The 25,086-nt window shown below is 72.5% G+C and carries 18 protein-coding genes; 10 read left to right on the forward strand and 8 right to left on the reverse strand.

Annotated elements, in window-relative coordinates:
* The 9 genes from ABT147_RS26785 to ABT147_RS26825 all read left to right on the forward strand — a co-directional run bounded on the left by ABT147_RS26785 (nucleotide 1) and on the right by ABT147_RS26825 (nucleotide 14,000).
* Complete coding sequence (locus ABT147_RS26785) at nucleotides 1–1,266, forward strand: 6-phospho-beta-glucosidase (protein ID WP_351410550.1); 1,266 nt, start codon at nucleotides 1–3, stop codon at nucleotides 1,264–1,266.
* Nucleotides 1,267–1,340: 74 nt separating this feature from the next.
* Complete coding sequence (locus ABT147_RS26790) at nucleotides 1,341–2,297, forward strand: N-acetylglucosamine kinase (protein WP_351410683.1); 957 nt, start codon at nucleotides 1,341–1,343, stop codon at nucleotides 2,295–2,297.
* Nucleotides 2,298–2,574: 277 nt separating this feature from the next.
* On the forward strand, nucleotides 2,575–4,056 hold the full coding sequence (locus ABT147_RS26795; RefSeq protein ID WP_351410552.1) for a GlnX family signal transduction membrane protein: 1,482 nt from the start codon (nucleotides 2,575–2,577) through the stop codon (nucleotides 4,054–4,056).
* A gap of 35 nt (nucleotides 4,057–4,091) precedes the next feature.
* Complete coding sequence (locus ABT147_RS26800; RefSeq protein WP_351410554.1) at nucleotides 4,092–5,129, forward strand: glutamate ABC transporter substrate-binding protein; 1,038 nt, start codon at nucleotides 4,092–4,094, stop codon at nucleotides 5,127–5,129.
* A 66-nt stretch (nucleotides 5,130–5,195) separates the two neighbouring features.
* Complete coding sequence (locus ABT147_RS26805; RefSeq protein ID WP_351410556.1) at nucleotides 5,196–6,521, forward strand: hypothetical protein; 1,326 nt, start codon at nucleotides 5,196–5,198, stop codon at nucleotides 6,519–6,521.
* On the forward strand, nucleotides 6,518–9,184 hold the full coding sequence (locus ABT147_RS26810) for a serine/threonine-protein kinase (protein ID WP_351410557.1): 2,667 nt from the start codon (nucleotides 6,518–6,520) through the stop codon (nucleotides 9,182–9,184). Before ABT147_RS26805 ends, ABT147_RS26810 begins: the two co-directional genes overlap by 4 nt.
* A complete protein-coding gene (locus ABT147_RS26815; RefSeq protein ID WP_351410559.1) occupies nucleotides 9,185–10,504 on the forward strand; it encodes a protein phosphatase 2C domain-containing protein in 1,320 nt (439 codons plus the stop codon). It begins immediately after the preceding gene.
* Nucleotides 10,505–10,658: 154 nt separating this feature from the next.
* Nucleotides 10,659–12,005 carry a vWA domain-containing protein gene (locus ABT147_RS26820; RefSeq protein WP_351410561.1) on the forward strand — a complete coding sequence of 449 codons (1,347 nt, stop codon included), beginning with the start codon at nucleotides 10,659–10,661 and terminating at the stop codon, nucleotides 12,003–12,005.
* A 147-nt stretch (nucleotides 12,006–12,152) separates the two neighbouring features.
* Nucleotides 12,153–14,000: an FHA domain-containing protein gene (locus ABT147_RS26825; RefSeq protein WP_351410563.1), complete on the forward strand. Its 1,848-nt coding sequence runs from the start codon at nucleotides 12,153–12,155 to the stop codon at nucleotides 13,998–14,000.
* A gap of 177 nt (nucleotides 14,001–14,177) precedes the next feature.
* Here the strand turns inward: ABT147_RS26825 and ABT147_RS26830 are convergent, their stop codons facing one another.
* Nucleotides 14,178–15,158, reverse strand: coding sequence for a methyltransferase domain-containing protein (locus ABT147_RS26830; RefSeq protein ID WP_351410565.1), 981 nt, complete (start codon nucleotides 15,156–15,158; stop codon nucleotides 14,178–14,180).
* Between the two features lie 86 nt (nucleotides 15,159–15,244).
* Here ABT147_RS26830 and ABT147_RS26835 point away from each other — a divergent pair, with 86 nt between their 5' ends.
* Nucleotides 15,245–15,658, forward strand: a complete 414-nt coding sequence (locus tag ABT147_RS26835; RefSeq protein WP_351410567.1) for a globin — start codon at nucleotides 15,245–15,247, stop codon at nucleotides 15,656–15,658.
* A gap of 88 nt (nucleotides 15,659–15,746) precedes the next feature.
* Here ABT147_RS26835 and ABT147_RS26840 read toward each other — a convergent pair whose 3' ends face one another.
* The 7 genes from ABT147_RS26840 to ABT147_RS26870 form a co-directional block, all read right to left on the reverse strand.
* Nucleotides 15,747–16,442: a DUF8185 domain-containing protein gene (locus ABT147_RS26840; RefSeq protein ID WP_351410569.1), complete on the reverse strand. Its 696-nt coding sequence runs from the start codon at nucleotides 16,440–16,442 to the stop codon at nucleotides 15,747–15,749.
* On the reverse strand, nucleotides 16,439–16,849 hold the full coding sequence (locus ABT147_RS26845; RefSeq protein ID WP_351410571.1) for an acyl-CoA thioesterase: 411 nt from the start codon (nucleotides 16,847–16,849) through the stop codon (nucleotides 16,439–16,441). The genes ABT147_RS26840 and ABT147_RS26845 overlap by 4 nt, the downstream gene beginning before the upstream one ends.
* Before the next feature lie 6 nt (nucleotides 16,850–16,855).
* Nucleotides 16,856–18,520 carry an energy-dependent translational throttle protein EttA gene (ettA, locus tag ABT147_RS26850; RefSeq protein WP_351410573.1) on the reverse strand — a complete coding sequence of 555 codons (1,665 nt, stop codon included), beginning with the start codon at nucleotides 18,518–18,520 and terminating at the stop codon, nucleotides 16,856–16,858.
* Between the two features lie 283 nt (nucleotides 18,521–18,803).
* Complete coding sequence (locus tag ABT147_RS26855; RefSeq protein WP_351410575.1) at nucleotides 18,804–20,237, reverse strand: Cys-Gln thioester bond-forming surface protein; 1,434 nt, start codon at nucleotides 20,235–20,237, stop codon at nucleotides 18,804–18,806.
* A 282-nt stretch (nucleotides 20,238–20,519) separates the two neighbouring features.
* Complete coding sequence (locus ABT147_RS26860; RefSeq protein WP_351410577.1) at nucleotides 20,520–21,011, reverse strand: single-stranded DNA-binding protein; 492 nt, start codon at nucleotides 21,009–21,011, stop codon at nucleotides 20,520–20,522.
* A 307-nt stretch (nucleotides 21,012–21,318) separates the two neighbouring features.
* A complete protein-coding gene (locus tag ABT147_RS26865; RefSeq protein ID WP_502983165.1) occupies nucleotides 21,319–23,454 on the reverse strand; it encodes a YfjP family GTPase in 2,136 nt (711 codons plus the stop codon).
* Entirely contained in the window at nucleotides 23,451–25,082 is a 1,632-nt protein-coding gene (locus ABT147_RS26870; protein ID WP_351410582.1) for a dynamin family protein, read from the reverse strand. The genes ABT147_RS26865 and ABT147_RS26870 overlap by 4 nt, the downstream gene beginning before the upstream one ends.
* Nucleotides 25,083–25,086 lie beyond the last annotated feature (4 nt).

Raw genomic sequence — 25,086 nt, forward strand, 5'->3', positions numbered from 1 at the left:
ATGAAGCTCACCGTGGTCGGCGGAGGCTCGACCTACACACCCGAACTCGTCGACGGGTTCGCCCGGCTCAGGGACACCCTCCCGATCGAGGAGCTGGTGCTCGTCGACCCGGCCGCCGACCGGCTGGAGCTGGTCGGGGGCCTGGCCCGCCGGATCTTCGCCCGTCAGGGGCACCCCGGCCGGATCGTCACCACCGGCGACCTGGACGCGGGTGTCGAGGGCGCCGACGCGGTCCTCCTCCAGCTCCGGATCGGCGGCCAGGCCGCCCGGGAGCAGGACGAGACCTGGCCGCTGGAGTGCGGCTGCGTCGGGCAGGAGACGACCGGCGCGGGCGGCCTGGCCAAGGCGCTGCGCACGGTCCCGGTGGTCCTGGACATCGCCGAACGGGTCCGCCGTACGAACCCGGACGCCTGGATCATCGACTTCACCAACCCGGTGGGGATCGTGACCCGCGCCCTGCTCCAGGCCGGCCACAAGGCGGTCGGTCTGTGCAACGTGGCGATCGGGCTGCAGCGGAAGTTCGCCGCGCATCTCGGCGTGACCCCGGCCGAGGTCCACCTGAACCACGTGGGCCTCAACCACCTCACCTGGGAGACCGGCGTACGGCTCGGCGGCCCCGCGGGCGAGGACGTCCTGCCGAAGCTGCTGGCCGACCACGGCGACACCATCGCCGCCGACCTGCGCCTGCCCCGCCCCGTCCTGGACCGCCTCGGCGTCGTCCCCTCCTACTACCTGCGCTACTACTACGCCCACGACGAGGTCGTACGCGAACTGGGCACGAAACCGTCCCGGGCCGCCGAAGTGGCCGCGATGGAACGGCAGTTGCTGGAGATGTACGCCGACCCGGCGCTCGACGAGAAGCCCGCGCTGCTCGCCAAGCGCGGCGGGGCCTTCTACTCGGAGGCCGCCGTCGACCTGGCCGCGTCGCTGCTGGGCGACGGGGGCAGCCCGTACCAGGTGGTGAACACCTACAACCACGGCACCCTGCCCTTCCTCCCCGCCGACGCGGTGATCGAGGTGCAGGCCGCCGTCAGCGGGCAGGGCGCGGCGCCGCTTCCGGTGGAGTCCGTGGACCCGCTGTACGCGGGCCTGATGGCGAACGTGACGGCGTACGAGGACCTGGCCCTGGACGCGGCCCTGCGCGGCGGCCGGGACCGGGTGTTCCGGGCACTGCTCTCCCATCCCCTGGTCGGACAGTACGAGTACGCCGAGGCCCTCACCGACCGGCTGATCGCACACAACCGGGAGCACCTCGCGTGGGCGTGAGCGACGGCGTGAACGACAACGCGCGCGCCGGGTCGGCCGACGGCGTGCGCGGGCGTGACGGCGGGCGTGGGAGCGTGCTCGCCGTCGACGCGGGCAACAGCAAGACCGATGTCGCCGTGATCGCGCCGGACGGGGAGGTGCTGGGCGCGGCGCGCGGCGGCGGGTTCCAGCCGCCGACGGTCGGGGTGACCACTGCGGTCGACGGCCTCGCGGAGGTCGTCCGGCAGGCCTTCGCCGAGGCCGGGGTCGGCTCGGTCGACCATGTCTCGGCGTGTCTCGCCAACGCCGACTTCCCCGTGGAGGAGGAGCGGCTGGCGGCGGCGTTGCGCACGCGCGCGTGGGGCACGTCCGTCGAGGTCCGCAACGACACGTTCGCGATCCTGCGGGCGGGCGTGGCCGAACCCCGGGGCGTGGCCGTGGTGTGCGGTGCCGGCGTGAACTGCGTCGGCATGCGCCCCGACGGCCGCACCGCCCGTTTCCCGGCGCTCGGCCGTATCTCCGGGGACTGGGGCGGCGGTTGGGGCCTCGCCGAGGAGGCGATGTGGCACGCGTCGCGCGCGGAGGACGGCCGGGGCGGACCCACGGCGCTCGTCGACACCCTGCCCGCGCACTTCGGCCTGGACTCCGTGTACGCGCTCGTCGAGGCCCTGCACCTGGAGCACATCCCGGCGATCCGCCGCCATGAACTGACCCCGGTCCTCTTCGCCACGGCGACCGCCGGCGACCCGGTGGCCCGCTCGCTGGTGGACCGTATGGCCGAGGAGGTGGTGGCCATGGCGACGGTGGCCCTGACCCGCCTGGACCTCCTCGGGGAGGAGACCCCCGTCCTCCTCGGCGGCGGTGTCCTCGCCGCCCGGCATCCCCTGCTCGACGCCCGGATCCGCGAGTCGCTGGCGGCCGCCGCGCCCAAGGCCGTCCCCCAAGTGGTCACGGCCGCCCCGGTGCTGGGCGCCGCTCTGCTCGGACTGGACCGGGTGAGCGCGCCGAGGGCCGTGCACGCGCGCGTGCGGGCGCACTACGAAGGAGGGTGACCGACGGCCCGCGCCACCCCTCGATTCTCCCCCTCGAACGCGTTCGAACCCCCAGGGAACCGAACCCGACCGAACCGCGTATTCATGGGCAGGGGGTGGTGCGGGAAGCCTTGTGCTGCGCCGGAATTCGACAAGCACAGCACGTACGGACACGATCGGGGAACAAGATCGAGTCAAGGTCTGTGCGATGTCAGTCCCGACGGCGATACTTGCGGCCGTGCACCTCTGTCCGTGCGTGCGGGCGGAAGTGATGGACGGATGACCAGGGGGAGGTCAGGTGACATTGACGCCGGAGGGCAGCCCGGCACCGACGGCACCGCCCGCGGGCCCGGGCCCAGGCCCCGCCGTGCCGCCGCAGGCCGCGCACGCGCCCAGGTCGCCCCTGCCGCCCCCGGCCCCGGACGGCGGCCCGCCCCGCCGGACGGCGTTCGCGGAGGGCGTCGACCAACTGCGCGCCGCCGCGACGACCGAGCCGGGCCGGCTGCGCATCATCGGTGCCCTCCTCGCCCTCCTGGTCGTCGCGTTCGGCTCCGTCACGGCCTGGCAGATGAACGACCGCGCCGCCGCCGCCGATGACGTCCTGCACGGCAGCCAGCCCCTCAGCTCCGCCGCGGCCGACATCTACAGCTCCCTCGCCGACGCCAACACCGCGGCCTCCAGCGGCTTCCTCGCGGGCGGGCAGGAGACGGAGAAGTCCCGCGAGAAGTACGAGCAGGAGATCAAGGAGGCCGCCGACAACCTGGCGATCGCCGCCTCCGCCTCGGAACCCGGCTCGGAGTCGGAGAAGCTCGTCTCCGAACTGAACGCCCTGCTGCCCGAGTACAAGGGCCTCGTCGAACGCGCCCGCGCCAACAACCGGCTGGGCTACCCCCTGGGCGGCGCGTATCTGCGCTACGCGAACGACAAGATGCAGAACGGCATGCTGCTCAAGGCCAAGAAGGTCTACGACAACGAGAACGAGCGGCTCCGTGACGACTACGCGGACGCCACCTCGTACCCCTGGGCCGCGATCGGTCTCGGCGTCGTCGCCATCGGCGGCCTGGTCTGGGCGCAGCGCCGCAACTACCGGCGCACCAACCGGGTGCTGAACCACGGCCTGGTCGCGGCGACGGCCGCCTCCACGATCGTCCTGCTGTGGCTGACCGCAGGCCACACCATGGCCCGTTCCGGGCTGAACGACTCCTACGACAACGGCGTACGGTCACTGACCGTGCTGAACGACGCGCGCATCGCCTCCCTCACCGCCCGGGGCAACGAGAACCTGACGTTGATCAGCCGGGGTGCGGAGACCGAGAAGAACGCGAAGGGCGACGTCGTGGACAAGTTCGACCTTCAGTTCGACGCCAGTATGGCCACGCTCAAGCAGCGGCTGGCCGACGCCGAGAACCTCGCCGACGACGACAGCGGTGAGAAGCCCCTGAAGGCCGCGGGCGCCGGCATGAAGGAGTGGCTGGACCGGCACGGCAGCGCCCGCGCCGCCGACGACCAGGGCGACTACCAGTGCGCCCTGGACCAGGTGATCGGCGGCAAGTCCACCCCCGCCTGCGAGAACGGCGACAAGCCGACCGGCGAGTGCTTCGAAGAGGTCGACAGAAACCTCGACACCGCGAGCGAGTACGAGAAGAACGAGTTCAGACTGGCGGCGCGGGGCGGCCGCGACGCGATGCTCGGCCTCCCCGTGGGCGCCGCCGTGCTGGCCGTGCTGGGCGCGGCGGGCGCGGTGCTCGGCATCGGGCGCAGGCTTTCGGAGTACCGGTGACGGCGGCGGGAGGAGACCCGGTGGAAGGAGGAGCGATGAATGCGGTACGACGCCTGCGGGCCGGTCTCCGGGGCTGGGGCGGCGTGGGCGCGATGGCGGTCCTCTGCGCCCTGACGCTGGTCTTCGCCCTGGTGCTGCCGGTCAAGGGCACCCGCGGCGACGGCACGACGGCCACCGGCGGCCAGGGGGTGGCCCGGGGCACGCAGGCCCGGGCCGACGAGTGCGACACCATGAAGGACCCGGAGAACAAGAGCCTGCGCCCCTCCTCCGACGAGTCCGGCGCGACGATCGCCAGGATCAAGAAGAACGACTACATCACGGTCGGCGTCGACCAGAACAGCTTCCGCTGGGGCTACCGCGACCCGAACAGCACCACCGCGGGCGCCGAGTTGGAGGGTTTCGACATCGACCTGGCGCACCGCATCGCCGAGGAGATACTCGGCGCCCCGGACAAGGTGCGCTTCAAGGCGATTCCCACCAGCCGGCGCATCCCCGCCCTCCAGGACGGGGAGGTCGACATGGTGGTCCGCACGATGACGATCAGCTGCGAGCGTATGAAGGACGTCGCCTTCTCCCAGCCGTACTTCAGGACCGGCCAGCAGGTCCTGGCCCCCCGGTCGTCGACGATCAAGGGCTATGACAAGACCCTGGCCGACAAGAAGATCTGCTCGGCCAGCGGCTCCACGGCCTTCGACACCCTGAGCGCCGACCAGAAGTCGGGCAAGCTGCCCGCCTCCGCCGACATCACGTCCGTCAACCCGCCCAATCAACTCGACTGCCTGGTAAGGCTCCAGCTCGGCGAGGTCGACGCGGTCGTCACCGACGGCGCGCTCGCCGCGAGCCAGGCGGCACAGGATCCCACGGTGCGGCTGACGGGCGAGCCGTTCACCACCGAGTACTACGGCGTGGCAATGAACAGGGACGCGAAGGATCTGGTACGCCGGGTCAACCAGGTGCTGGTGGACTATCTCAAGGACGGCTGGCAGACCTCGTACGACACCTGGCTGTCCGGGACACTCGGCCGCGACTCGGCGAACTCCCGGCCGCCTTCCCCCCAGCAGTACAGCGACTGACGCACAGGACCGACATACCAGGACCGCATTCAACTGACGGACACCGACAGCAGCGAGAGGTGATCGATGGGCGTCGCGGGATCCACCGGGCCGGTGATGGACCGGGACGAGGTGGACCGTGCGCTCGCGCGGCTCGGCGCGGAGCACGAGGCCATCGAGACCTCGCTGCTCGCCCTGCAGGACCACGCGGGCCGCAGGCTGCTGGAAGGCGCCGAACTGACCGGCGTCACCAAGGAGCGCTGGACGTCCGCGGACGCGTCGATCACGCTCCTGTGGGCGTACTTCGACGCGTACGCGGACGCGCTGCGCTCCGCCCGCGAGATCCGCTCGCGGCGCCGCTGGTCCAGCCGTGAGGACCTGGTGGAGCTGACCGAACTGCTGCGCGGCGAGGCCGTCACGGTCGCCGGCAGCGCCACGGCGATGGCGAACGCGCCGACGCTGCAGGGCGGAAGCCGCCTCAGCGAGCAGTTCTCCCTGGTCACCCTCGTGGACCGGATGAACGACCTGTACGCGTCCTCGCTGGACATGGTCGTGGCCGCCGACGCGGTGTGGTCCGCGCTGCCCGCCCGGATCGATCTACTGGCCGCCGAGCTCCAACGCGTCCGCCAGCTCGCGCACTCCGTCGGCGTACGCCCCGGCGAGCACCCGGCCGGCGACGACCTGGAGCGGATCACCCGCACCCTGACCCGGCTCCGTGAGCAGGTCATCTCCGACCCGCTGGCCTTCTGGGTGCCCGCGCCGGGCAGTTCGGCCCCCGGCGGCGGCCGCCCGGACACCACGACGTACGACCGCGAGGCGCGCGCCCTGGAGGACGTACGGCGGGAGATCGACGCCGTGCTGACGGTCCGCCAGGACGCCGAGTCACGGCTGGTGAAGCTGCGGGACGTGCTCAGCCGCGCGGACCGTACGCTCGCCGAGGCGCGCAGCGCGCGCGGTGAGGTACTGGCGAAGATCGCCGCGACCGAGGTGCCCGTGGTGAGCGGCCCGCCGACGGTGCTGCAGGAGCAGTTGGCGATGGCGGCGGAGTACCGCAGACACGCGCAGTGGCACCGGCTGTCCCCGCTCCTGGAGTCCCTGGAGCAGAAGGCGGACGACGAACTGCTGCGCGCCCGTGAGTCGTTGACGGCGGTCACCGCGCCGCTGGCGGTCCGCGCGGAGCTGCGCGGCCGGCTCGACGCGTACAAGGCGAAGGTCGCCCGGCACGGCTTCGCGGAGGACTCGCTGCTGGTCGAGCGGTACGACGCGGCGCGCCGCATGCTGTGGAGCGCCCCCTGCGACCTGCGGGTGGCGGAGATGGCGGTGCTGCGCTACCAGCACGCGGCGGCCGAACTGCTGAGCGGCTCGGTGCCCGCCCCGCGCGCGCCCCAGGACCGGCGGGAGGAGGAATCGTGAGTCAGACGGAGGAAGGCCCGACGGGCGAGAGCCGGACGGGCGAGGACCCGACGGGCGAAGAGGCTCCGCGGCAGTCGTGTCAGCGGCCCGGCTGCTCGGGATCGTACGAGGACGTGGGCGGCGGCGAGCTGTACTGCGACGAGTGCGGTCTGGCGCCGGTCGTCTCGGCGAGCGGCATGGTCAACTCCCCGCCCACCGGCATCACCGGCGGCGGCCGGGGCTCGCGCGGCTCCGGTTCCGGCAGTTCGCGCTCCTCGCGGACGTCCGCGCGCTCCTCGCAGTCCCGGCGCTCGGTCTCGGGCCGGCTCTCGCGCGCCCTGTCGGGCAGGTCGACGGGCCGCTCTGTGTCGGTGCGCAGCTCCGGCAAGACCGCCGGCTCCTCGGGGCGGGCCCGGCTCGGCGTCGGTCTCGTCCAGGTCCCGGACGTGCCGCGCCCGGACCCGCGCTCGATGGTGCTGGAGACCGCCGAGGTGCCCGAGCGGAAGCGGTTCTGCTCGCGCTCCGACTGCGGGGCCCCGGTGGGCCGGGCGCGCGGTGAGCGGCCGGGGCGCACGGAGGGCTTCTGCACCAAGTGCGGCCACCCGTACTCGTTCGTGCCGAAGCTGCACTCGGGCGACATCGTGCGCGGCCAGTACGAGGTCGTGGGCTGTCTCGCGCACGGCGGTCTGGGCTGGATCTATCTGGCCATCGACCGGGCGGTGTCGGACCGTTGGGTGGTCCTGAAGGGTCTGCTCGACACCGGCGACCAGGACGCGATGGCCGCCGCGATCTCCGAGCGCCGCTTCCTCGCCGAGATCGAGCACTCCAACATCGTCCGCATCTACAACTTCGTCGAGCACCTCGACCAGCGCACCGGCTCGCTGGACGGGTACATCGTCATGGAGTACGTCGGCGGCAAGTCGCTGAAGGAGATCGCCAACGGCCGCCGCACGCCGGACGGCCGCCGCGACCCACTGCCGGTCGAACAGGCGTGCGCGTACGGCATCGAGGCCCTGGAGGCGCTCGGCCACCTGCACAGCCGCAACCTGCTGTACTGCGACTTCAAGGTCGACAACGCCATCCAGACCGAGGACCAGCTCAAGCTGATCGACATGGGCGCGGTCCGCAGGATGGACGACGACGAGTCGGCCATCTACGGCACGGTCGGCTACCAGGCGCCCGAAGTCGCGGACGTGGGCCCGTCGGTGGCCTCCGACCTGTACACGGTCGCCCGGACGCTCGCGGTCCTCACCTTCGACTTCCAGGGCTACACGAACGTCTTCGTGGACTCCCTGCCCGACCCCGACAACATCGAGGTCTTCCGCCAGTACGAGTCCTTCTACCGCCTGCTGGTCCGTGCCACCGACCCCGACCCGGCCCGCCGGTTCGCCTCCGCGCAGGAGATGTCGGAGCAGCTGACGGGTGTGCTGCGGGAGGTCGTCTCCCTCCAGACGGGCCGGGCACGTCCCGCCCTGTCGACGATCTTCGGGCCCGAGGTGAAGGTCACGGACACGGAGTTGTTCGCGACGCTGGACGGGGAGGTGTCCCGGCTGGGGACGCGCCGCGACAGGACGACAGCCAAGAACGGTCGTTCGCCTTCCGGTACGCCCCCGCTGCTGACCGGTGGCGTGCCCGCCCCCGTACGGCTCACCAAGCAGCTCGACACCGCCGCCGCGGCGCTCGCGCTGCCCGTCCCGCGTGTGGACCCGGGGGATCCGAACGCCGGGTTCCTGGCGGGGCTCATCACCTCCGCGCCCACCGAGCTGATCACGGCACTGCACTCGGCCCCCAGCGGCTCGCTGGAGCTGCGGCTGCGGGAACTGCGGGCCCGGCTGGAGATGGGCGAGTTCACCATCGCGCTGGCCACCCTGGACGCCCTGGAGCGGGACCACCCCGACGACTGGCGGGTGGTCTGGTACCGGGGCGTGGCCGCGCTCGCCACCGGCGACCACGAGAACGCCGCGCTGTCCTTCGACGCGATCTACGACGCCTTCCCGGGCGAGCCCGCCCCCAAGCTGGCCCTCGGTCTGTGCGCCGAGGTGCTCGGGCAGCTGGACAACGCCGCCGAGTACTACCGCCTGGTGTGGACGACCGACCCCAGCTTCGTCAGCACCGCGTTCGGGCTCGCCCGGGTGCGGCTGACCGCCGGGGACCGGCAGAACGCCGTGCACACCCTGGAGTCCGTACCGGAGGCGTCCATCCACTACACCGCCGCCCGGGTCGCCGCCGTACGGGCCCGGCTCAGACACCGTACGGAGGCGACGCTCGGGTCCCCCGGAACCGCGTCGCCCGGAACCGTTCCGCCCGGAACCGTTCCGCCCGGAACCGTTCCGTCCGGATCCGTGCCGTCCGGGACCGCGCCGGACGCGCCGTTCCTGGACGATCTGACCGCGGCCGCCGGGCAGGTCGAGGCGCTCGGCGGGTACGGTCTGGACGCGGTGCGCCGTGAGCAGTTGTCCACAGAGGTCCTTGGCTGCGCCCTGGACTGGGTACTCTCCGGTGGCCAGGGTGCCGCGCCCCCGGCCGGCGATCGGGTGCTGCTCGGCAGCGCGCTGGACGAGCGCGGCCTCCGCTTCGGACTGGAGCGGTCGTACCGCACACTGGCCCGGCTCGCCCAAGGCGGCGAGGAGAGGATCGACCTGGTGGAACGTGCCAACCGTTACCGCCCCCGGACGTGGGTGTAGTTGATGTCGCAGATGCCCCAGCCGACCGCGCTGACGAAGTGCCCGATCTGCGAGTGGCCCCTCGCTTCGGACGACCGCTTCTGCGGTGCGTGCGGCCATGACCTCTCGGCGGTCCCCGCACCGCCGGAGGACCAGCCGACCGTCACCCTGAACGGGACGGCGGGCGACCCGCCCGGCGTGGCCGCGCCCGTGGACTGGCCCCTCGCCACCGAGCCCGCCTCCGACCCGCCCCCGCCGCTGGTCCGGCCCACCGACATCCCGGGCACCGACTCCGGCGGCGGCGACCTGCCCGGTCCGGGACGGGGCGTGCGGTTCGACCGGCACCCCGAGCCCGACGAGTACCCGCTGGCCGCGCCCCAGCCGCCGGACCCGCGCACCGCCGACGTGGCCACCCCGCCGGCCGGCACCAAGGTGTGCGTGGCCTGCCGCGCGGGCCATGTCGACCGGGACGGCTACTGCGAGAACTGCGGGCACGCCCAGCCCCGGGAACGCGACCACATGGAGCTGGAGCTGGGCGCGGTCGCCGCGGTCAGCGACCGCGGCCTGCGCCACCACCGCAACGAGGACTCGTTCGCGATCTCCTCGACCGCGCTGCCCGACGGCTCCCCGGCGGTCGTGGCGATCGTCTGCGACGGGGTGTCCTCCGCGACCCGCCCCGACGACGCCTCGCTCGCCGCCGCCCGCGCCGCGAACGGGACGCTCCTCGACTCCCTGCCGCGCGGCACCCACCCGCAGCAGGCGATGCACGACGCGATCGTCGCCGCCGCGGGCGCGGTCAACGCCCTCGCGGAGGAGCCGGAGACGGCCCAGGAGCACGCCCCGCACCAGAACGCGCCGGCGTGCACCATCGTCGGCTCCGTCGTCACCCCTAGCCTGCTCGTCGTCGGCTGGGTCGGCGACAGCCGCGCCTACTGGGTCCCGGTGGACCGGAGCGCACCCCCGGCCCGCCTCACCGAGGACGACTCGTGGGCGGCACAGATGGTGTCGGCGGGACTGATGAGCGAGGCCGAGGCCTACGCCGACGAGCGCGCCCACGCGATCACCGGCTGGCTCGGCGCGGACGCGTACGAACTGGAGCCGCACACCGCTTCCTTCAAGCCGGACCGGCCGGGTGTAGTGGTGGTGTGCACCGACGGACTGTGGAACTACGCGGAGGCCGCCGAGGAGATGGCCGAGGCCGTGCCCCTGGACGCGGACCGGCGACCGCTGCACTGCGCGCAGGTTCTGGTCGGCCGGGCCCTCGACGGAGGTGGCCACGACAACGTAACAGTGGCCGTCCTGCCGTTCCCGGCCCCTCCTCAGGGGGCAGGATCGGCCTGAGGGTGCTCGCGGGCGGGATGTTCGCGGGCGCCGGGGGCGGCCGGACGGGAAGGGCCGACGGACCGGAGGGGACCGGTCCGGGTAGGGGCACGACAGTCATCACCCCACGTGCTGTGGGGCTACCAGTGGGGCTGCTAGGGGGATCTGAGTAGGCATGGCCAATTTCTCGAAGTCGAACGTGCCGCAGTTCTCGGTCGAGGTGTACCAGAACGAGTACCTGCCCGAGGGCGGCCGCGAGGTCAACGCCATCGTCACGGTCAGCGCGACCGGCGGCGGCACCATCGGCAGCGCGGTCGCCGCGCCGCACCTCTACTCGCCCGGCCAGGGCCCGTCCGCCGCCGTGGCACTCATGGTCGACTGCTCGGGGTCGATGGACTACCCGCCGACCAAGATGCGCAACGCCCGGGACGCCACGGCCGCCGCGATCGACACCCTGCGCGACGGCGTCCACTTCGCGGTGATCGACGGCACCCATGTGGCCCGGGAGGTCTACCCCGGCGGGGGCCGGCTCGCGGTCGCCGACTCCACCACCCGGGACCAGGCCAAGCAGGCGCTGCGCCGGCTCAGCGCGGGCGGCGGCACCGCCATCGGCACCTGGCTGAAGCTCGCGGACCGGCTGCTCGCCTCGGCGGACGTCGCCATCCGCCACGGCATCCTGCTCACCGACGGCCGCAACGAGCACGAGTCCCCCGAGGACCTGAAGGCAGCGCTGGACGCCTGTGCCGGACGGTTCACGTGTGACGCGCGTGGAGTGGGCACCGACTGGGAGGTGAAGGAGGTCACAGGGATCGCCTCCGCGCTGCTCGGCACCGCCGACATCGTCGCCGACCCGGCCGCCCTGTCCGCCGACTTCACACAGATGATGGAGGCGGCCATGGGCAAGGAGGTCGCGGACGTCGCGCTGCGGCTGTGGACCCCGGTCGGCACGCAGATCAAGTTCGTGAAGCAAGTGGCGCCCACGGTCGAGCAGTTGACCGACCGTCGCACCGAGGCCGGACCGCGCGCCGGGGACTACCCGACCGGCTCGTGGGGGGACGAGTCCCGTGACTACCACGTGTGCGTCGAGGTCCCGTCCGCGGACCTCGGCCAGGAGATGCTGGCCGCCCGTGTCTCCCTCGTCATACCGCAGCCCGACGGCACGGCGCAGAACCTCGGCGCCCAGGGTCTGGTGAAGGCGGTGTGGACCGACGACATGGTCGCGTCCACGTCGATCAACCCCCAGGTCGCGCACTACACGGGTCAGGCCGAACTGGCACAAGTCATCCAACAGGGTCTCGATGCCCGTAAATCCGGCGATTTCGACGGAGCGACGGCCAAGCTGGGACGGGCCGTTCAGCTCGCCAGCGCGTCGGGGAACGCGGATACTGCGAAACTGCTTGCGAAGGTGGTGGACGTGGTCGACGCGGCGACCGGTACTGTGCGACTGAAGGCGAAGGTCACGGAGGCCGACGAGATGACTCTCGAGACACGGTCGACAAAGACTGTTCGTGTAAAGAAGTAGCTGGACGCAAGCAAGAGACAACCGGAAACACCGCTGCACATCGGCCTGGCTCCCCCACCCGGGGATCCGGACAGAACCGGCCACACCGGCCCGTCGCGGCCACAGCACCCGGCCGAAGGGCCGGAAAGGAGAGGGGGAAGCGCCGACATGCCGACCTGCCCGAACGGACACCAGTCGGGTTCCGACGACTGGTGCGAGGTCTGCGGTCACCGTATGGCCGGTGCCGTACCCCCGCCGCCACCACCGCCGCCCCCGGGCGCCGGTTACGGATACCCGCCGCCCGGCTCCCCTCCCCCGCCTCCCGGCGGAGGCGGCCCCGGTGGACCTGGGGGTCCCGGTGGACCCGGTGGACGCCCGCACCTCGCCGCCGAGCCGGAACTCTGCCCGCAGTGCCGCACGCCCCGCGAGGGCGGCGCGCCCTTCTGCGAGGAGTGCCGGTGGAACTTCCTGACCAACACCGCGACGACGTACACCCCGGCCGCACCCCGGCCGTCGGCGCCCGGACCCGGCGCGGGTCCCGGGGGTCCCGGTCCCGGAGGTCCCGGTCCCGGCGGCCCCGGTCAGGGCGGCCCTGGCCCCGGTCCTGGTCCCGGCGGCGGGAACCCGGCGCTCCGGTTCCAGCAGCAGCCGCCGCCTCCGCCCTCCTTCGGCGGCGGTGACGCGTACGACTACCAGAGCTCCCGCCCCTCGCAGGTGAACCGTCCCGCCGAGCCGATCCCGTCGGGTCCGCCGTTCGGCGGGGAACCGTCGGGTCCGGGCGGGCCCGGGGGTCCGGGCGGAAACGGCGGGTTCGGTGGGCCTGGTGGCCCCGGGGGCCCTGGTGGGCCCGGTGGACAGGGCGGACGCGGCGGCCATGGCGGTCAGGGCCCCGGTGGGCCCGGCCGTCAGGGTGGGCCCGGTGGTCCGGGTGGCCCGTCGGGGCCGGGGGGTTCCTCCGGCTTCGGTGGCGGGCCTTCGGGGCAGCCCGGGCAGCAGCAGCCCGGTCCGGGGCAGTCCGGTCAGCCCGGTCAGCCCGGCCCGTCCGCGTTCGGCGGGGATCCTTCGCGTCCCGGGCCCTCGGGCTTCGGTGGCGACCCGTCACGACCGGTTCCGCCGCCGCCCGGTCCCACACCGGGTGGACCTGGTGGACCTGGTGGTCCCGGCGGGTCCGGCTTCTTCGGCGGCCCCGGGCCTGGTGGTCCGGGTGGACAGGGGCCCGGCGGCGGTCAAGGTCCCGGTGGCGGTCAGGGCCCCGGTGGGGGGCAAGGCCCCGGCGGGGCACCGCAGGCGTTCCAGCAGGCGGGGCCGTCGGCTCCGCCCGCCTTCCCGCAGGAGACCCGGCGACCGCAGCCCGGGGGTCCTGGCGGCCCCGGTGGTCCGGGTGGTCCCGGTCCCGGTGGTCAGGGTCCCGGTGGCGGCCCGTCCTTCGGTGGTGACGACGACTGGGTGATCTCCCCGCCGTCGACCGGTCCCGGCGGCCCCGGTGGTCACGGCGGCGGACCTGCCGGCCCCGGTGGTCCCGGCGGTGCGGGTGCTCGCCCGGGCGGCTACGGCTACCCGCAGCCCGGTGCCACCCAGGCACCGCCCGGTCCCGCGTACCAGCAGGCGCCGACGACCTGGAGCGCGACCATCGGCCCGGACCGCGACTACTTCATGGCGATGATGCAGCGCTCGGGCCCCGAGGCGGCGGGCCTGAACCTGCCCGCGTACTCCCCGGAGCAGCGGCGCGCCCTCACCGGCAACCAGATCACCATCGGGCGCCGCCGCCACTCCACCGGCGACACCCCCGACATCGATCTCTCGGTGCCGCCGGAGGACCCGGGCGTCTCCCACCAGCACGCGGTGCTGGTGCAGCAGCCCGACGGCAGCTGGGCGGTCGTCGACCAGAACTCCACGAACGGAACCACGGTCAACGGTTCCGAGGACCCCATCCAGCCCTTCGTCCCGATCCCCCTCCAGGACGGGGACCGGGTCCACGTGGGCGCGTGGACGACGATCACGATCCGCCGGGGCTGACCCGCCCGCACCAGCGCGACACTCGGGGCCGACTGAACGACTTCAGTCGGCCCCGAGCCAATTGAGCGACCCGGGGGCCCACCGGCGACGGGAGAACCCAGCGCTCAGCTCGCAGCCCCAGGGCCCCAGCTCCCGGTCCCAGGCCCCTGCTCCCCGATCGGTCCCCGATCCCTCCGGTCATGGCAGCGCCCAGGCGTACGGCCCCTCCGGGTCGTCCAGCCAGGCCCAGGCCCGGTCGCCGCGGACCGTGATGCCGTAGCGCTCACGGGACGGCATGCCCTCGCGCTGCCACAGGGCGAGGGCCTCGTGCGGGTCGAGGCTGCCCGCCGTCAGGGCCAGCAGGAACCGGAAGAGCTCGTGGTCCCTGGCCCGGCTCGGCAGCCCCCCGAGATGCGGATGCGCCGCCTCCGGCTCACTGCCCCCGCGCAGGGGCACGAAGTACGCCGACGTGTGCAGGAAGCGCCCCTCGGCGTGCTCGGCGTCCTCGACCCGGAGCCGTACCAGCCCCGTGGCCAGCGGCGTCAGGATGCGCGCGCCGGGGTTGCACTGGGCGAGCCAGGCGCGCGGGATCGAGTGCAGCGTGCAGGTCGCGATGATCCGGTCGTACGGCGCCCGCTCAGGCACTCCGCGGGCCCCGTCCCCGGTGACGACGGTCGGGTGGTACCCGGCGGCGTCCAGATGCCTGCGCGCCGCCTCCGTGATGTCGGCGTCCAGATCGACGGTCGTGACCGCCTCGTCCCCCAGCCGGTACGCGAGCAGAGCGGCGTTGTAACCGGTCCCGGCGCCGATCTCCAGCACCCGGTCGCCGTCGGCCACCTCCAACTCGGCCAGCATCTTCGCCATCAGCGACGGCTGGCTGCTGGAGGAGATCAGCTCCCCGTCGCGCACCCGTGTGGCGAGCGGGGCGTCGGCGTACGCGCCCCGCACCCAGCGGTGACGCCGCCGCGGGGCCCGCTCCTCGCCCCACAGCCGCTCGAAGCCGATCGCGGAGCTCACGTAGTAGTACGGCACGAAGAGATGCCGGGGAACGCTCTCGAAGGCCTTCCGCCACTCCGGGTCGGCGTCCCACGCCCCGCTCGCCTCGATCTCGCGCACCAGCGCCGACCGGGCCTCGGCGGCGAGGCGTTCCAGATCCTGGTCCACAGCGTGCGTGCCCATACCTCCACTGTGCGGCCGGACGCCTCCAGAGGCGAGCACCGTGGACGGTCCTAGGCCTCAAGTCCTCCGTCGCCGCGTCTGAGACCATGGATGACGTGAAAGAGATTCGGCGCGGCACGCTTCAGGAGCAGACCTTCTACGAGCAGGTCGGCGGCGAGGAGACCTTCCGGCGCCTCGTGCGCCGTTTCTACGAGGGTGTCGCCGGGGATCCGATCCTGCGGCCCATGTATCCCGAGGAGGATCTGGGCCCGGCCGAGGACCGCTTCGCGCTGTTCCTGATGCAGTACTGGGGCGGCCCCACCACCTACAGCGAGAACCGGGGCCACCCCCGGCTCCGGATGCGCCACGCCCCCTTCACCGTGGACCGCGCCGCCCACGACGCCTGGCTGAAGCACATGCGCGACGCCGTCGACGAGCTGGGCCTCTCCGAGGAACACGAGCACACGCTGTGGAACTACCTCACCTACGCGGCGGCCTCGATGGTGAACGCCCCGGGCTGAGCGGCCTCGGGGCCGGACACCGCCACCGGATGATCGCCCCCTGGTGATCGCCCCCTCGCCGGCGAGGGGCGGCACGCGGAGGACAGGCTCAGCGGACGCTGACGCCCAGCATCCCGAGTCCCGAGTCCCGCCGTACGGCGATCGACCCGTACGGGGTGCGCAGCCTGAGCCACGCGCCCGACGAGAACAGCACCGGCGACGTCTCCTCCGGCGGGCCCGCCGTCCGCGCGGGGCGGAGGAAGCCGAGCGACTGGGCCGCGTGCACGGCCCGCACCGGCAGTTGGGTGTTCCCGACCGTCCGGGACCAGATCTCCCGCCCGATCCGGTCGAGTTCGGCCCGCGTACGCCCCTCGGGCGCCAACTCCTCGGTACGGGACCGGAATTCGCGTACCGCCGCCGAGACCATCGCCCGCAACGCGTCCGGCGCGGGCAGCCCCGCCTCCGGCCGCCAGCCGCCGCGCGGGGGAAGGACTCCGGCCCACGGCGGCCCGGTCACCGCCTTCGGGACGAGCGCCGTGCCCGCGGGCTCGTCGATGGACTCCAGGAGTTCACCGGCCGACACGGTCACGTCGAGCGTGGCGTCGAGCCCGTCCTCGTACGGCTTGGCGAGGCGTACGGCCCGGATCGCCAGGACCTCGAAGGACGGTGGCCGGCCGAAGACGGCCAGCGCGGTGCCGGACGCCTGGAGGCGTACCGCGGCTCCACGGTCGTAGTGGAGCAGCCGGGCGAGGAAGGCCGCGAGATCCGCCGCCTCCCCCTCGTCGGCGAGGTGGAGCACCGTCATGCGGCGACGGCCTCCTCCTCGTCGTCTCTGTACTCCTCCAGGAACTCGCGTTCCTCGGCGGTGATCCGGCGGGGCCGCTGCGTCGCGAAGTCGAACGGCACTATCACCGTCGAGGCCCGGACATAGACCTGCTCGGGGTCCTTGACCTCATAGGTGATCGTGAACGACGCCGCCCTTATCTCCGTGATCCACAACTCGATGTCCACCGGCTTGTGCCGGTGCACCAGCTGCCGCTTGTAGTCGATCTCATGGCGTGCCACCACGGACCCCTGCTTGAAGTCCTTCTCCGGGCGGAACAGGAAGTCGATACGGGCTTCCTCCAGGTAGCGGAGGAAGACCACGTTGTTGACGTGGCCGTACGCGTCCATGTCCGCCCAGCGCAGTGGGCAGCGGTAGATGTGCCGCAAGATCGATCAGCCCCGGGTCAGCTTCTTGTAGGTGGCGCGGTGCGGACGGGCGGCGTCGGCTCCGAGTCGCTCGATCTTGTTCTTCTCGTACGACTCGAAGTTGCCCTCGAACCAGAACCACTTGGACTCGCCCTCGTAGGCGAGGATGTGCGTCGCCACCCGGTCCAGGAACCACCGGTCGTGGGAGACGACCACGGCGCAGCCCGGGAACTCCAGGAGCGCGTTCTCCAGCGACGACAGGGTCTCGACGTCGAGGTCGTTGGTCGGCTCGTCGAGGAGCAGCAGGTTGCCGCCGAGCTTGAGGGTGAGCGCCAGGTTGAGGCGGTTGCGCTCACCGCCGGAGAGCACCCCGGCCGGCTTCTGCTGGTCCGGGCCCTTGAAGCCGAACGCGGAGACATAGGCGCGGGAGGGCATCTCGACCTGGCCGACGTTGATGTAGTCCAGCTCGTCGGAGACGACGGCCCACAGCGTCTTCTTGGGGTCGATGTTCTCGCGGCTCTGGTCGACGTAGGAGATCTTGACGGTGTCGCCGACCTTGATCGAACCGGAGTCGGGCTGCTCCAGACCCTGGATCATCTTGAAGAGGGTCGTCTTGCCGGCGCCGTTCGGGCCGATGATGCCCACGATGCCGTTGCGCGGGAGCGTGAAGGAGAGGTCGTCGATCAGGACCTTCTCGCCGAAGGCCTTGCTGAGGTTGTTGACCTCGACGACCACACTGCCCAGACGCGGGCCCGGCGGGATCTGGATCTCCTCGAAGTCCAGCTTCCGCATCTTGTCGGCCTCGGCCGCCATCTCCTCGTAGCGGGCCAGACGCGCCTTGGACTTGGCCTGCCGTCCCTTGGCGTTGGAGCGGACCCACTCCAGCTCTTCCTTGAGCCGCTTGGCGCGCTTGGCGTCCTTCTGGCCCTCGACCTTGAGACGGGTCTGCTTGGTCTCCAGGTACGTGGAGTAGTTGCCCTCGTAGCCGATCGCGCGGCCGCGGTCGAGCTCCAGGATCCAGCCCGCGACGTTGTCGAGGAAGTACCGGTCGTGGGTGACGGCGACGACGGTGCCGGGGTACTTGGCGAGGTGCTGCTCCAGCCACTGCACGGACTCGGCGTCCAGGTGGTTGGTGGGCTCGTCGAGGAGCAGCAGGTCGGGGGCTTCGAGCAGCAGCTTGCACAGCGCGACGCGGCGGCGCTCACCACCGGACAGGTTGGTGACGGGCCAGTCGCCGGGCGGGCAGCCGAGCGCGTCCATGGCCTGCTCCAGCTGGGTGTCCAGGTCCCACGCGTTCGCGTGGTCCAGGTCCTCCTGGAGCTTGCCCATCTCGTCCATGAGGGCTTCCGAGTAGTCGGTCGCCATGAGCTCCGCGACCTCGTTGAAGCGCCTGAGCTTGCCCATGATCTCGGCCGCGCCGTCCTGGACGTTCTGCAGGACCGTCTTGGACTCGTCCAGCGGCGGCTCCTGCAGGAGCATCCCGACGGTGTAGCCGGGCGACAGGAACGCGTCGCCGTTGGAGGGCTGTTCGAGACCCGCCATGATCTTGAGAACGGTGGACTTTCCGGCACCGTTCGGACCGACCACACCGATCTTCGCGCCGGGCAGGAAGCTCAGCGTGACGTCGTCAAGGATCACCTTGTCGCCGTGCGCCTTGCGTGTCTTGCGCATCGTGTAGATGTACTCAGCCAAGAGAAACCGTCCGGCAACTTGAAATCTGGCAGTGGGCAGTACCACCCATCTTGCCGCACGGCCAGCCCTCGACGGAAACCGGATGGTGAGGCCCCCGGCCGAACGGCACGGCCCCGGCGCCTTGGGGGCGTACCGGGGCCGCGTCGCACGCACGTGTCACCGCGCGGTCACTCACTGTCGAGTTGCCAAGGAGCTCTTCCGCCTGCCGAATCCTCGTCAGGGGGTCCGTCCCTCGTCAGAGGTTCGGTTCGTCAAAGGTTCCGTTCGTCAGGGGCTCGGTTCGTCAGGGATTCCGCTTGCGGAGGAGGACCATCACCGCGCCGCCGATCACGACCAGGCCGATGGCGAGGCCGCCGATCACCGGGGTGGCGCCGGAGCTGCCGGTCTCGGCGAGGTCCGTCCCGGAGTCGGCGACCGCGTTGCCGCCCACCGTCGCCGGGCTCGGCTCGCTCAGTGTCTGGACCGACTCCCCGCCCGCGCCGGCCTCGGTCTCCGTCCGGCAGTCGAGCACGCCCCGGAACTGCTTCGCGAAGCCGTTCGGCCCCTCGATCGTGAAGTCGTACGCCTGGTCCTCCTGCAAGGGGATCGTCACCGTGCGGGTCTCGCCCGCCTCGATGGTGTACGTGATCCCCATCAGCTCGAAGGTGAAGGGCTGGTCGCCCTGGTTGGCGGCCGTGATGTCCAGGCCGCCCTCGGCGCAGTTCTTCTCGGCCGACAGTGCGGGTATCGCGCCCTCCCCTGCCCAGTGCGCGGTGGCCGTCGCGGAGACCGTGGACTCGCTGGAGCCCGCGAGGATCTGGGTCTGACTGCGGGTCTCGGAGGCGAAGGCACGGCCGACCGGCACGGTCGTCGAGGCCTGCACGGTCACCTCGGCCGTACCGTCCGCCGCGTCCTCGGGCACGTCGAAGTACAGCTCGCCGCCGTCCTCGGCCGAGGTCACGGCCTCGCCGTCCGCGTCGACGATCTTCACGCCGTCCGCCGTCCCGTCCGAGGGCGGGGTCACGGTCACACCGTCCGCGTTGGTGTGCACGGTGACCGGGCCGAGCCGCTCGCCCGGCCGGCCGGAGACCGCCGACGGGTCGAGGGTCAGGGAGGCGGCCGGCTCCGCGAGGTTCCGCGCGCTCTTCTCCAGGTAGTCCGCGAGCCTCTCCGCCTCCGGATCCTGGGCCGTCACGTCGGCCCCGTCCGAGTACCGCCAGATCGCCACCTGTGTACCGGTCGCCGCGTCCTGCTCGGTGAGGCCCTTGGCCCCGGCCTTGCCGGCGAGCGCCGCGAGGTCGTTCACCTGCGGGTAGGAGTTCTGCAGGATCCAGCGGATCCTGCCCGCGTCCTTGTTGTCCCCCAGCGAGGTGCCGCTCCAGGGGGTCTCCTGGTACTTGGCGTCCTTCTGTGTCGGGTTCTGGACGTCGACGCAGTAGGTCCGCAGAGTGCCGCCGCCGTCGACGAACATCTCGAACAGCCCTGCGGGGAGCTGCTGTTCCTGGCCGTCTTCGGTCCGGAGCACGGCCGTCCCGTACGTCTTGAGGCCGCCTATGGTCGCGGTCGCTCCGCCCGAGGTCTGCGCCGGCTCGTCGGCGGCGGCCGGGGCCGCGGTGACGATCGCACCCGCGACGACGAGTCCGGACGCGAGGGACACGGCGGCGAGGCGGGCCGCGCCTCGTCTGCGCGCGGCCCGTCCGGACCACCCGGAGAACGACGTCGAGAACGAAGAAACCACAGAATTTCCCTTCGAGCAGGACCCGTTGACGTGGGGGGTTGTGGTCCCACCAGCAGAATCAGAAGCCCCGTGAGCTATGCCCGGCATCCTAGGGATGCGGCGCACCGCACTTCCCAGTCGTATCGTCGGACAACCGATCCGAATCGGAATCGTTATCGCTTGCACAGCTCGCGAACAGCGCTTATCGACAAGTCGATCAGGCACACACTCGGACTCTTCACATCGCATTCGCCGATAAGCCACGACTCGATCGACCACGACTTGATCCATCATCAGCTGAGGTCACGTCACTCCGGCGGGCTCCGGCTGGCGTTCGGCCGTGGTATCGAGCCGACTCCCGGGCTGCGGCGTCTCCCAGTTCGGCTCAGGCTCCGGCTGCGAGTGCGACTGCGACTGCGTCACCGCCGATGCCTCTCCCCTGGGCGTCCGTCGGAACGCCGATGTGCCCCGCGACAGATCGTGGCCGATGGCGACCGCGTCGACGTCCGCCGAGACCCGGCTCTGCCCGTCCCGCTGTTCGGTGCGCACCTTCAACCGCCCCTGCACCACCACCGGATCGCCCAGCGCCACGGACGACGCCACGTTCGCGGCGAGGGTGCGCCGCGCCCACACCGTGAAGAAGTTGGTGTGCCCGTCGGTCCACTCGTTCTTCTCCCGGTCCCAGTACCGCGAGGTCACCGCCAGCCGGAACCGGGCCGACGAACCCGTCGACAACTCCCGGCAGACCGGCTGGGTCGCCACGTTCCCCACCACGCACACCAATGTCTCGTTCATCTCGCGAACCCCTCCTTCACGTCGGCACCGACGCCGGCGCCGACCGGACACGCGTACGGGCCCGTCCCGTACGGCTGCAGCGTCCGTCGTGCGGCGGTGCTGTGATCGCCGCGTGTTCAGACTGCCGCCGCCGGGCCGAGCCCGCTGAGCCCTGTGCACTACCCGCCGGTTGTGGACAACTCCGTCACCCGACGGGGTGAACCGTCCCTACGAGAGCCGCCTCTCACCCCACCGCCGGCACCTCTCCCACCACCGACCACCGACCACAGCCCGCAGCCCGCAGCCCGCAGCCCGCTGACGCAACGCCTCAACCCACCGGCGCCGTCCCCAGCACCCGCCCGTACTGCTCCCGCACCTCCCGGTACCGCAACAGCTCGGCGGCCACCGGATCCAGCACCCGCGCCCGGCCGCACCCGGCTGCCGCCTCCCGCAGCCGCCGTTCCGCCTCGTGGCCGTACCGCCGTGCCGGACCACGTGCGGCCAGGCGGCAGCCCCACTCGACGGCCGGCCCACCGACGATGCCGATCACCATCAGCAGTACCGGCACCCCGAGATTCGGTGCCATGAAGCCGATGATCTGCCCCAACAGCCACAGCCCCCCGATGACTTGGAGCAGGGTCATGGACGCCTGCGCGAGCACCGCGGCGGGCCACCAGCCTGGGCGCGGCGGCCGCCCCGCCGGCGCCCCGACCCGCATCGCCAGCTCGTCCAGCGCCTCGGGCAGCCCCTGCGCCCCGCGTACCGCCGCCTCGCGCACCGCCTGGGCCCAGGGCGCGGGCAACCCCGTCGCGGCGCGCTCCGACAACGTCCGTACGGCGTGTTCGACTCGCTGTCGGGCGGTGGCCTCCTCGTCCACGGGCGCCGACAGGGCGAGCCGCCCCGTCGGCGGTTCGCTCCGGTCCTGGTACCACCGCCACAGCCGTAGCCAGGGCGTACCGCACGCGCGGCCCGCATGGCGCAGCCAGACGCGCTCGGCGGCCTCGCCCGCGGCGGTGGCGCCGACGGCGTCCGCGAGCCGCGCGGCGAACTCGTCCCGGGCCTGCTCGCTGAGCCCCGCGCGCCGCTGGGTGGCGTACACCGGCCACAGCCGCGCGGCAGCCGCGTCCAGGTCGGCGCGGACCCGGCGTGCGGGCGCGCCCCGCTCGGCCACGAACTGCTCCAGCGCGTCGCGCAGCTCCCCCACCCCGTCTCCGGTGAGCGCGGACAGCGCGAGCACGGTGGCGCCCGGTTCGCCATGCTCCCCGAGCGCGATCCCGTCCTCGTCGAGCAGGCGCCGCAGATCGTCGAGCACCTGGTGGGCGGCCTCCCCGGGGAGCCGGTCCACCTGGTTGAGGACGACGAACATGACCTCCGCGTGACCGGCCAGGGGCCGCAGATAGCGCTCGTGGAGCATGGCGTCGGCGTACTTCTCCGGGTCGACGACCCAGATGACCGCGTCCACCAGCGCCAGGATCCGGTCGACCTGCTCCCGGTGCTGGACCGCCGCCGAGTCGTGGTCGGGCAGATCCACCAGCACGAGACCGCGCAACTGGGCCTCCGCCTCCGGGCTCTGCAACGGCCGCCGCCGCAGCCGTCCCGGAATGCCCAGCCGGTCGATGAGGCTCGCCGCGCCGTCGCTCCAGCTGCACGCGATGGGCGCGGCCGTGGTGGGCCGGCGTACGCCCGTCTCCGAGATCGCCACGCCCGCGAGCGCGTTGAACAGCGTCGACTTGCCGCTGCCGGTGGCGCCCGCGATGGCGACGACCGTGTGCTGCCCCGAGAGCCTGCGCCGCGCCGCCGCCTCGTCCAGCACCCGTCCGGCCTCCGCCAGCGTGGTGCTGTCCAGCCGCGTACGGGACTGCCCCACCAGCTCCCGCAGCGCGTCGAGCCGTGACCTCAGACGCCCGTCGTACGCGAGCGGCGTGACCGACTGCGCGACCGCGGCCCTGGTCTCCCCCGTCGGAACGCGCTCGGCGACGGTCGCGTCGGTGACACGCCGGGCGATGAGCCCGTCGTCCCAGGGGTCACCGGCTTCCGTACGCCCGGACGAATCGCCGGACGAATCGCCGTGCGCGGCGGCGGACGTGCCGCTGCCGGAACGGTCGGGCACGCGCGCGTGGACGTCGTTCCCGACCTTCGGGCGCTGCTCACGGCTCGGGCGGGCGGATGGCCCGGCGTTCCGGTCCCGCGCTCCGACCGCTCCGACCGCTCCGACCTCTTCAACCGCTCCGGCCTTCTCAGGACGCCTGCCCTCGGCACTCTCCGACGGACCTGCGTCCCGGCTCCTCGAACGCGCGTCCCCGGCCGCTCCGGAAGCGCCCCCAACGCCCCCTACGCCCCTCGTTGTGTCGCCCTTCTCGTTGCCCTTGTCGTTGTCCGTGTCGTTGTCCTTCTCGTCGCCCTTCTCGGGGACGTCGTCTCCGGTCTGATCCGTGTGGTCAGTGACGGCGGTCACGGCGGTCACCTCTCCTTCTGCAGTACGGACAGGGCGGCGATGAGTTCGGCCTGTGGTTCGGGGTGTACGTCGAGTGCGTCGAGCGGGGCGAGGCAGCGGTCGCGCTCGGCGTCGAGGGCCCGGTCGAGGTATTCGGTGAGCAGCCGTCCGCCCCGGTCGCGCAGCCGCAGCGCGCCGTGCGCCCCGATCCGTTCGGCGAGCCCCTCCCCCGCCGTACGGGCCCGTCGGCCGCCCAGCAGGGCCGTGGCGCCCAGGGCGGCCACCACCTCCACGTCGGGCGCGACGCTCCGGTCGAGGTCGCGCACCTCTTCCTCGGCGTACTCCTCCAGGACGCGCCGCCAGCGTCGTACGGTCATCCCGATCCGATGCTCGACGCCCTCCCGCGTGGCGTCACGCTCCGTCAGCCCTGCGGCCACGGCGGCGGGTTCGCGGCGCCAGGCCTCGCCGATGCGCTCTTCGGCGGCGGTGACGGCGCACAGCAGCAGGGTGCCGAGGCTTTCGACGAGGGCGTCGAGCAGTTCGCCCGCGGTGCAGTCGAGCGGATAGCTGCGCCACCGCTTGAGGGCGTCGCCCGCGAGTACGGCCCCCGACTGCAGACGTGCCTTCACGCGCGCGTGCTCGCTGTCGTACGCCGTGTCGACGGCGGCGGTGAGCCGGAGGGCGGCGGAGTACTGCTGGGCCGCCGCGCTCGCCAGCTCGGGCATCCGGGACCTCAGCGAGTCGAGGACGCCGTGCGCGGTGCGGGCGGCGGCATCGTGCCGGGCTCCCGGATCGGTCGCCTGCTGGACGAGCCAGGCCCGCAGCGGGGCGACGGCGGTGCCCGGCAGCAGCCCGCCGCCCCAGGCGGACTCGGGCAGTTCGGGCACGGTGAACCGGGGTACGTCGCCGAGCCCGGCCTTGGTCAGCAGCGCCCCGTACTGCCGGGAGACCTCGGACACCACCTGGTGAGGCACCCGGTCGAGCACGGTGACCAGGGTCGCCCGGTGTTCCTTCGCGGACCGCAGCAGATGCCAGGGCACGGCGTCGGCGTAGCGGGAGGCCGTGGTGACCATCACCCAGATGTCGGCGGCGCAGATGAGTTCGGCGGCGAGGACGCGGTTGTGGGCGTCCAGGGAGTCGATGTCGGGCGCGTCGAGGAGGGCGATACCGGGGGGAAGGCTGTCGGCGGTCTCGATGCGCAGGACGCGCTCGCCGTCCTGGCCGTCGTCCCCGCCCGGCGGGAACGACGCGTCACCCGGATCCTGGCCGGGCTCCTGCTGAGGCACCCACGCGCGGGTGAGGTTGGGCAGCACGCGCATGCCGCTGAACCAGTGGTGATCCTCGGGATGGCAGATCAGCACGGGCGTACGGGTCGTCGGCCGCAGCACACCGGCCTCGCTGACCCTCCGCCCCACCAGGGAGTTGACGAGAGTGGACTTGCCGGCTCCGGTCGACCCCCCGACCACGGCGAGCAAGGGTGCTTCGGGTTGCCGCAACCGGGGCACCAAGTAGTCGTCGAGTTGCGCGAGCAGTTCGTCGCGGTTGGCACGCGCGCGCGGGGCCCCTGCCAGGGGCAGCGGGAAGCGCGCGGCGGCGACACGGTCGCGCAGGGTGGAGAGCGCGTCGAGCAACTGAGGCCGTACGTCCAAGGTCACCACATGC

This window comes from Streptomyces sp. NPDC001868 (assembly GCF_040297125.1).
Classification (GTDB): Bacteria; Actinomycetota; Actinomycetes; order Streptomycetales; family Streptomycetaceae; genus Streptomyces.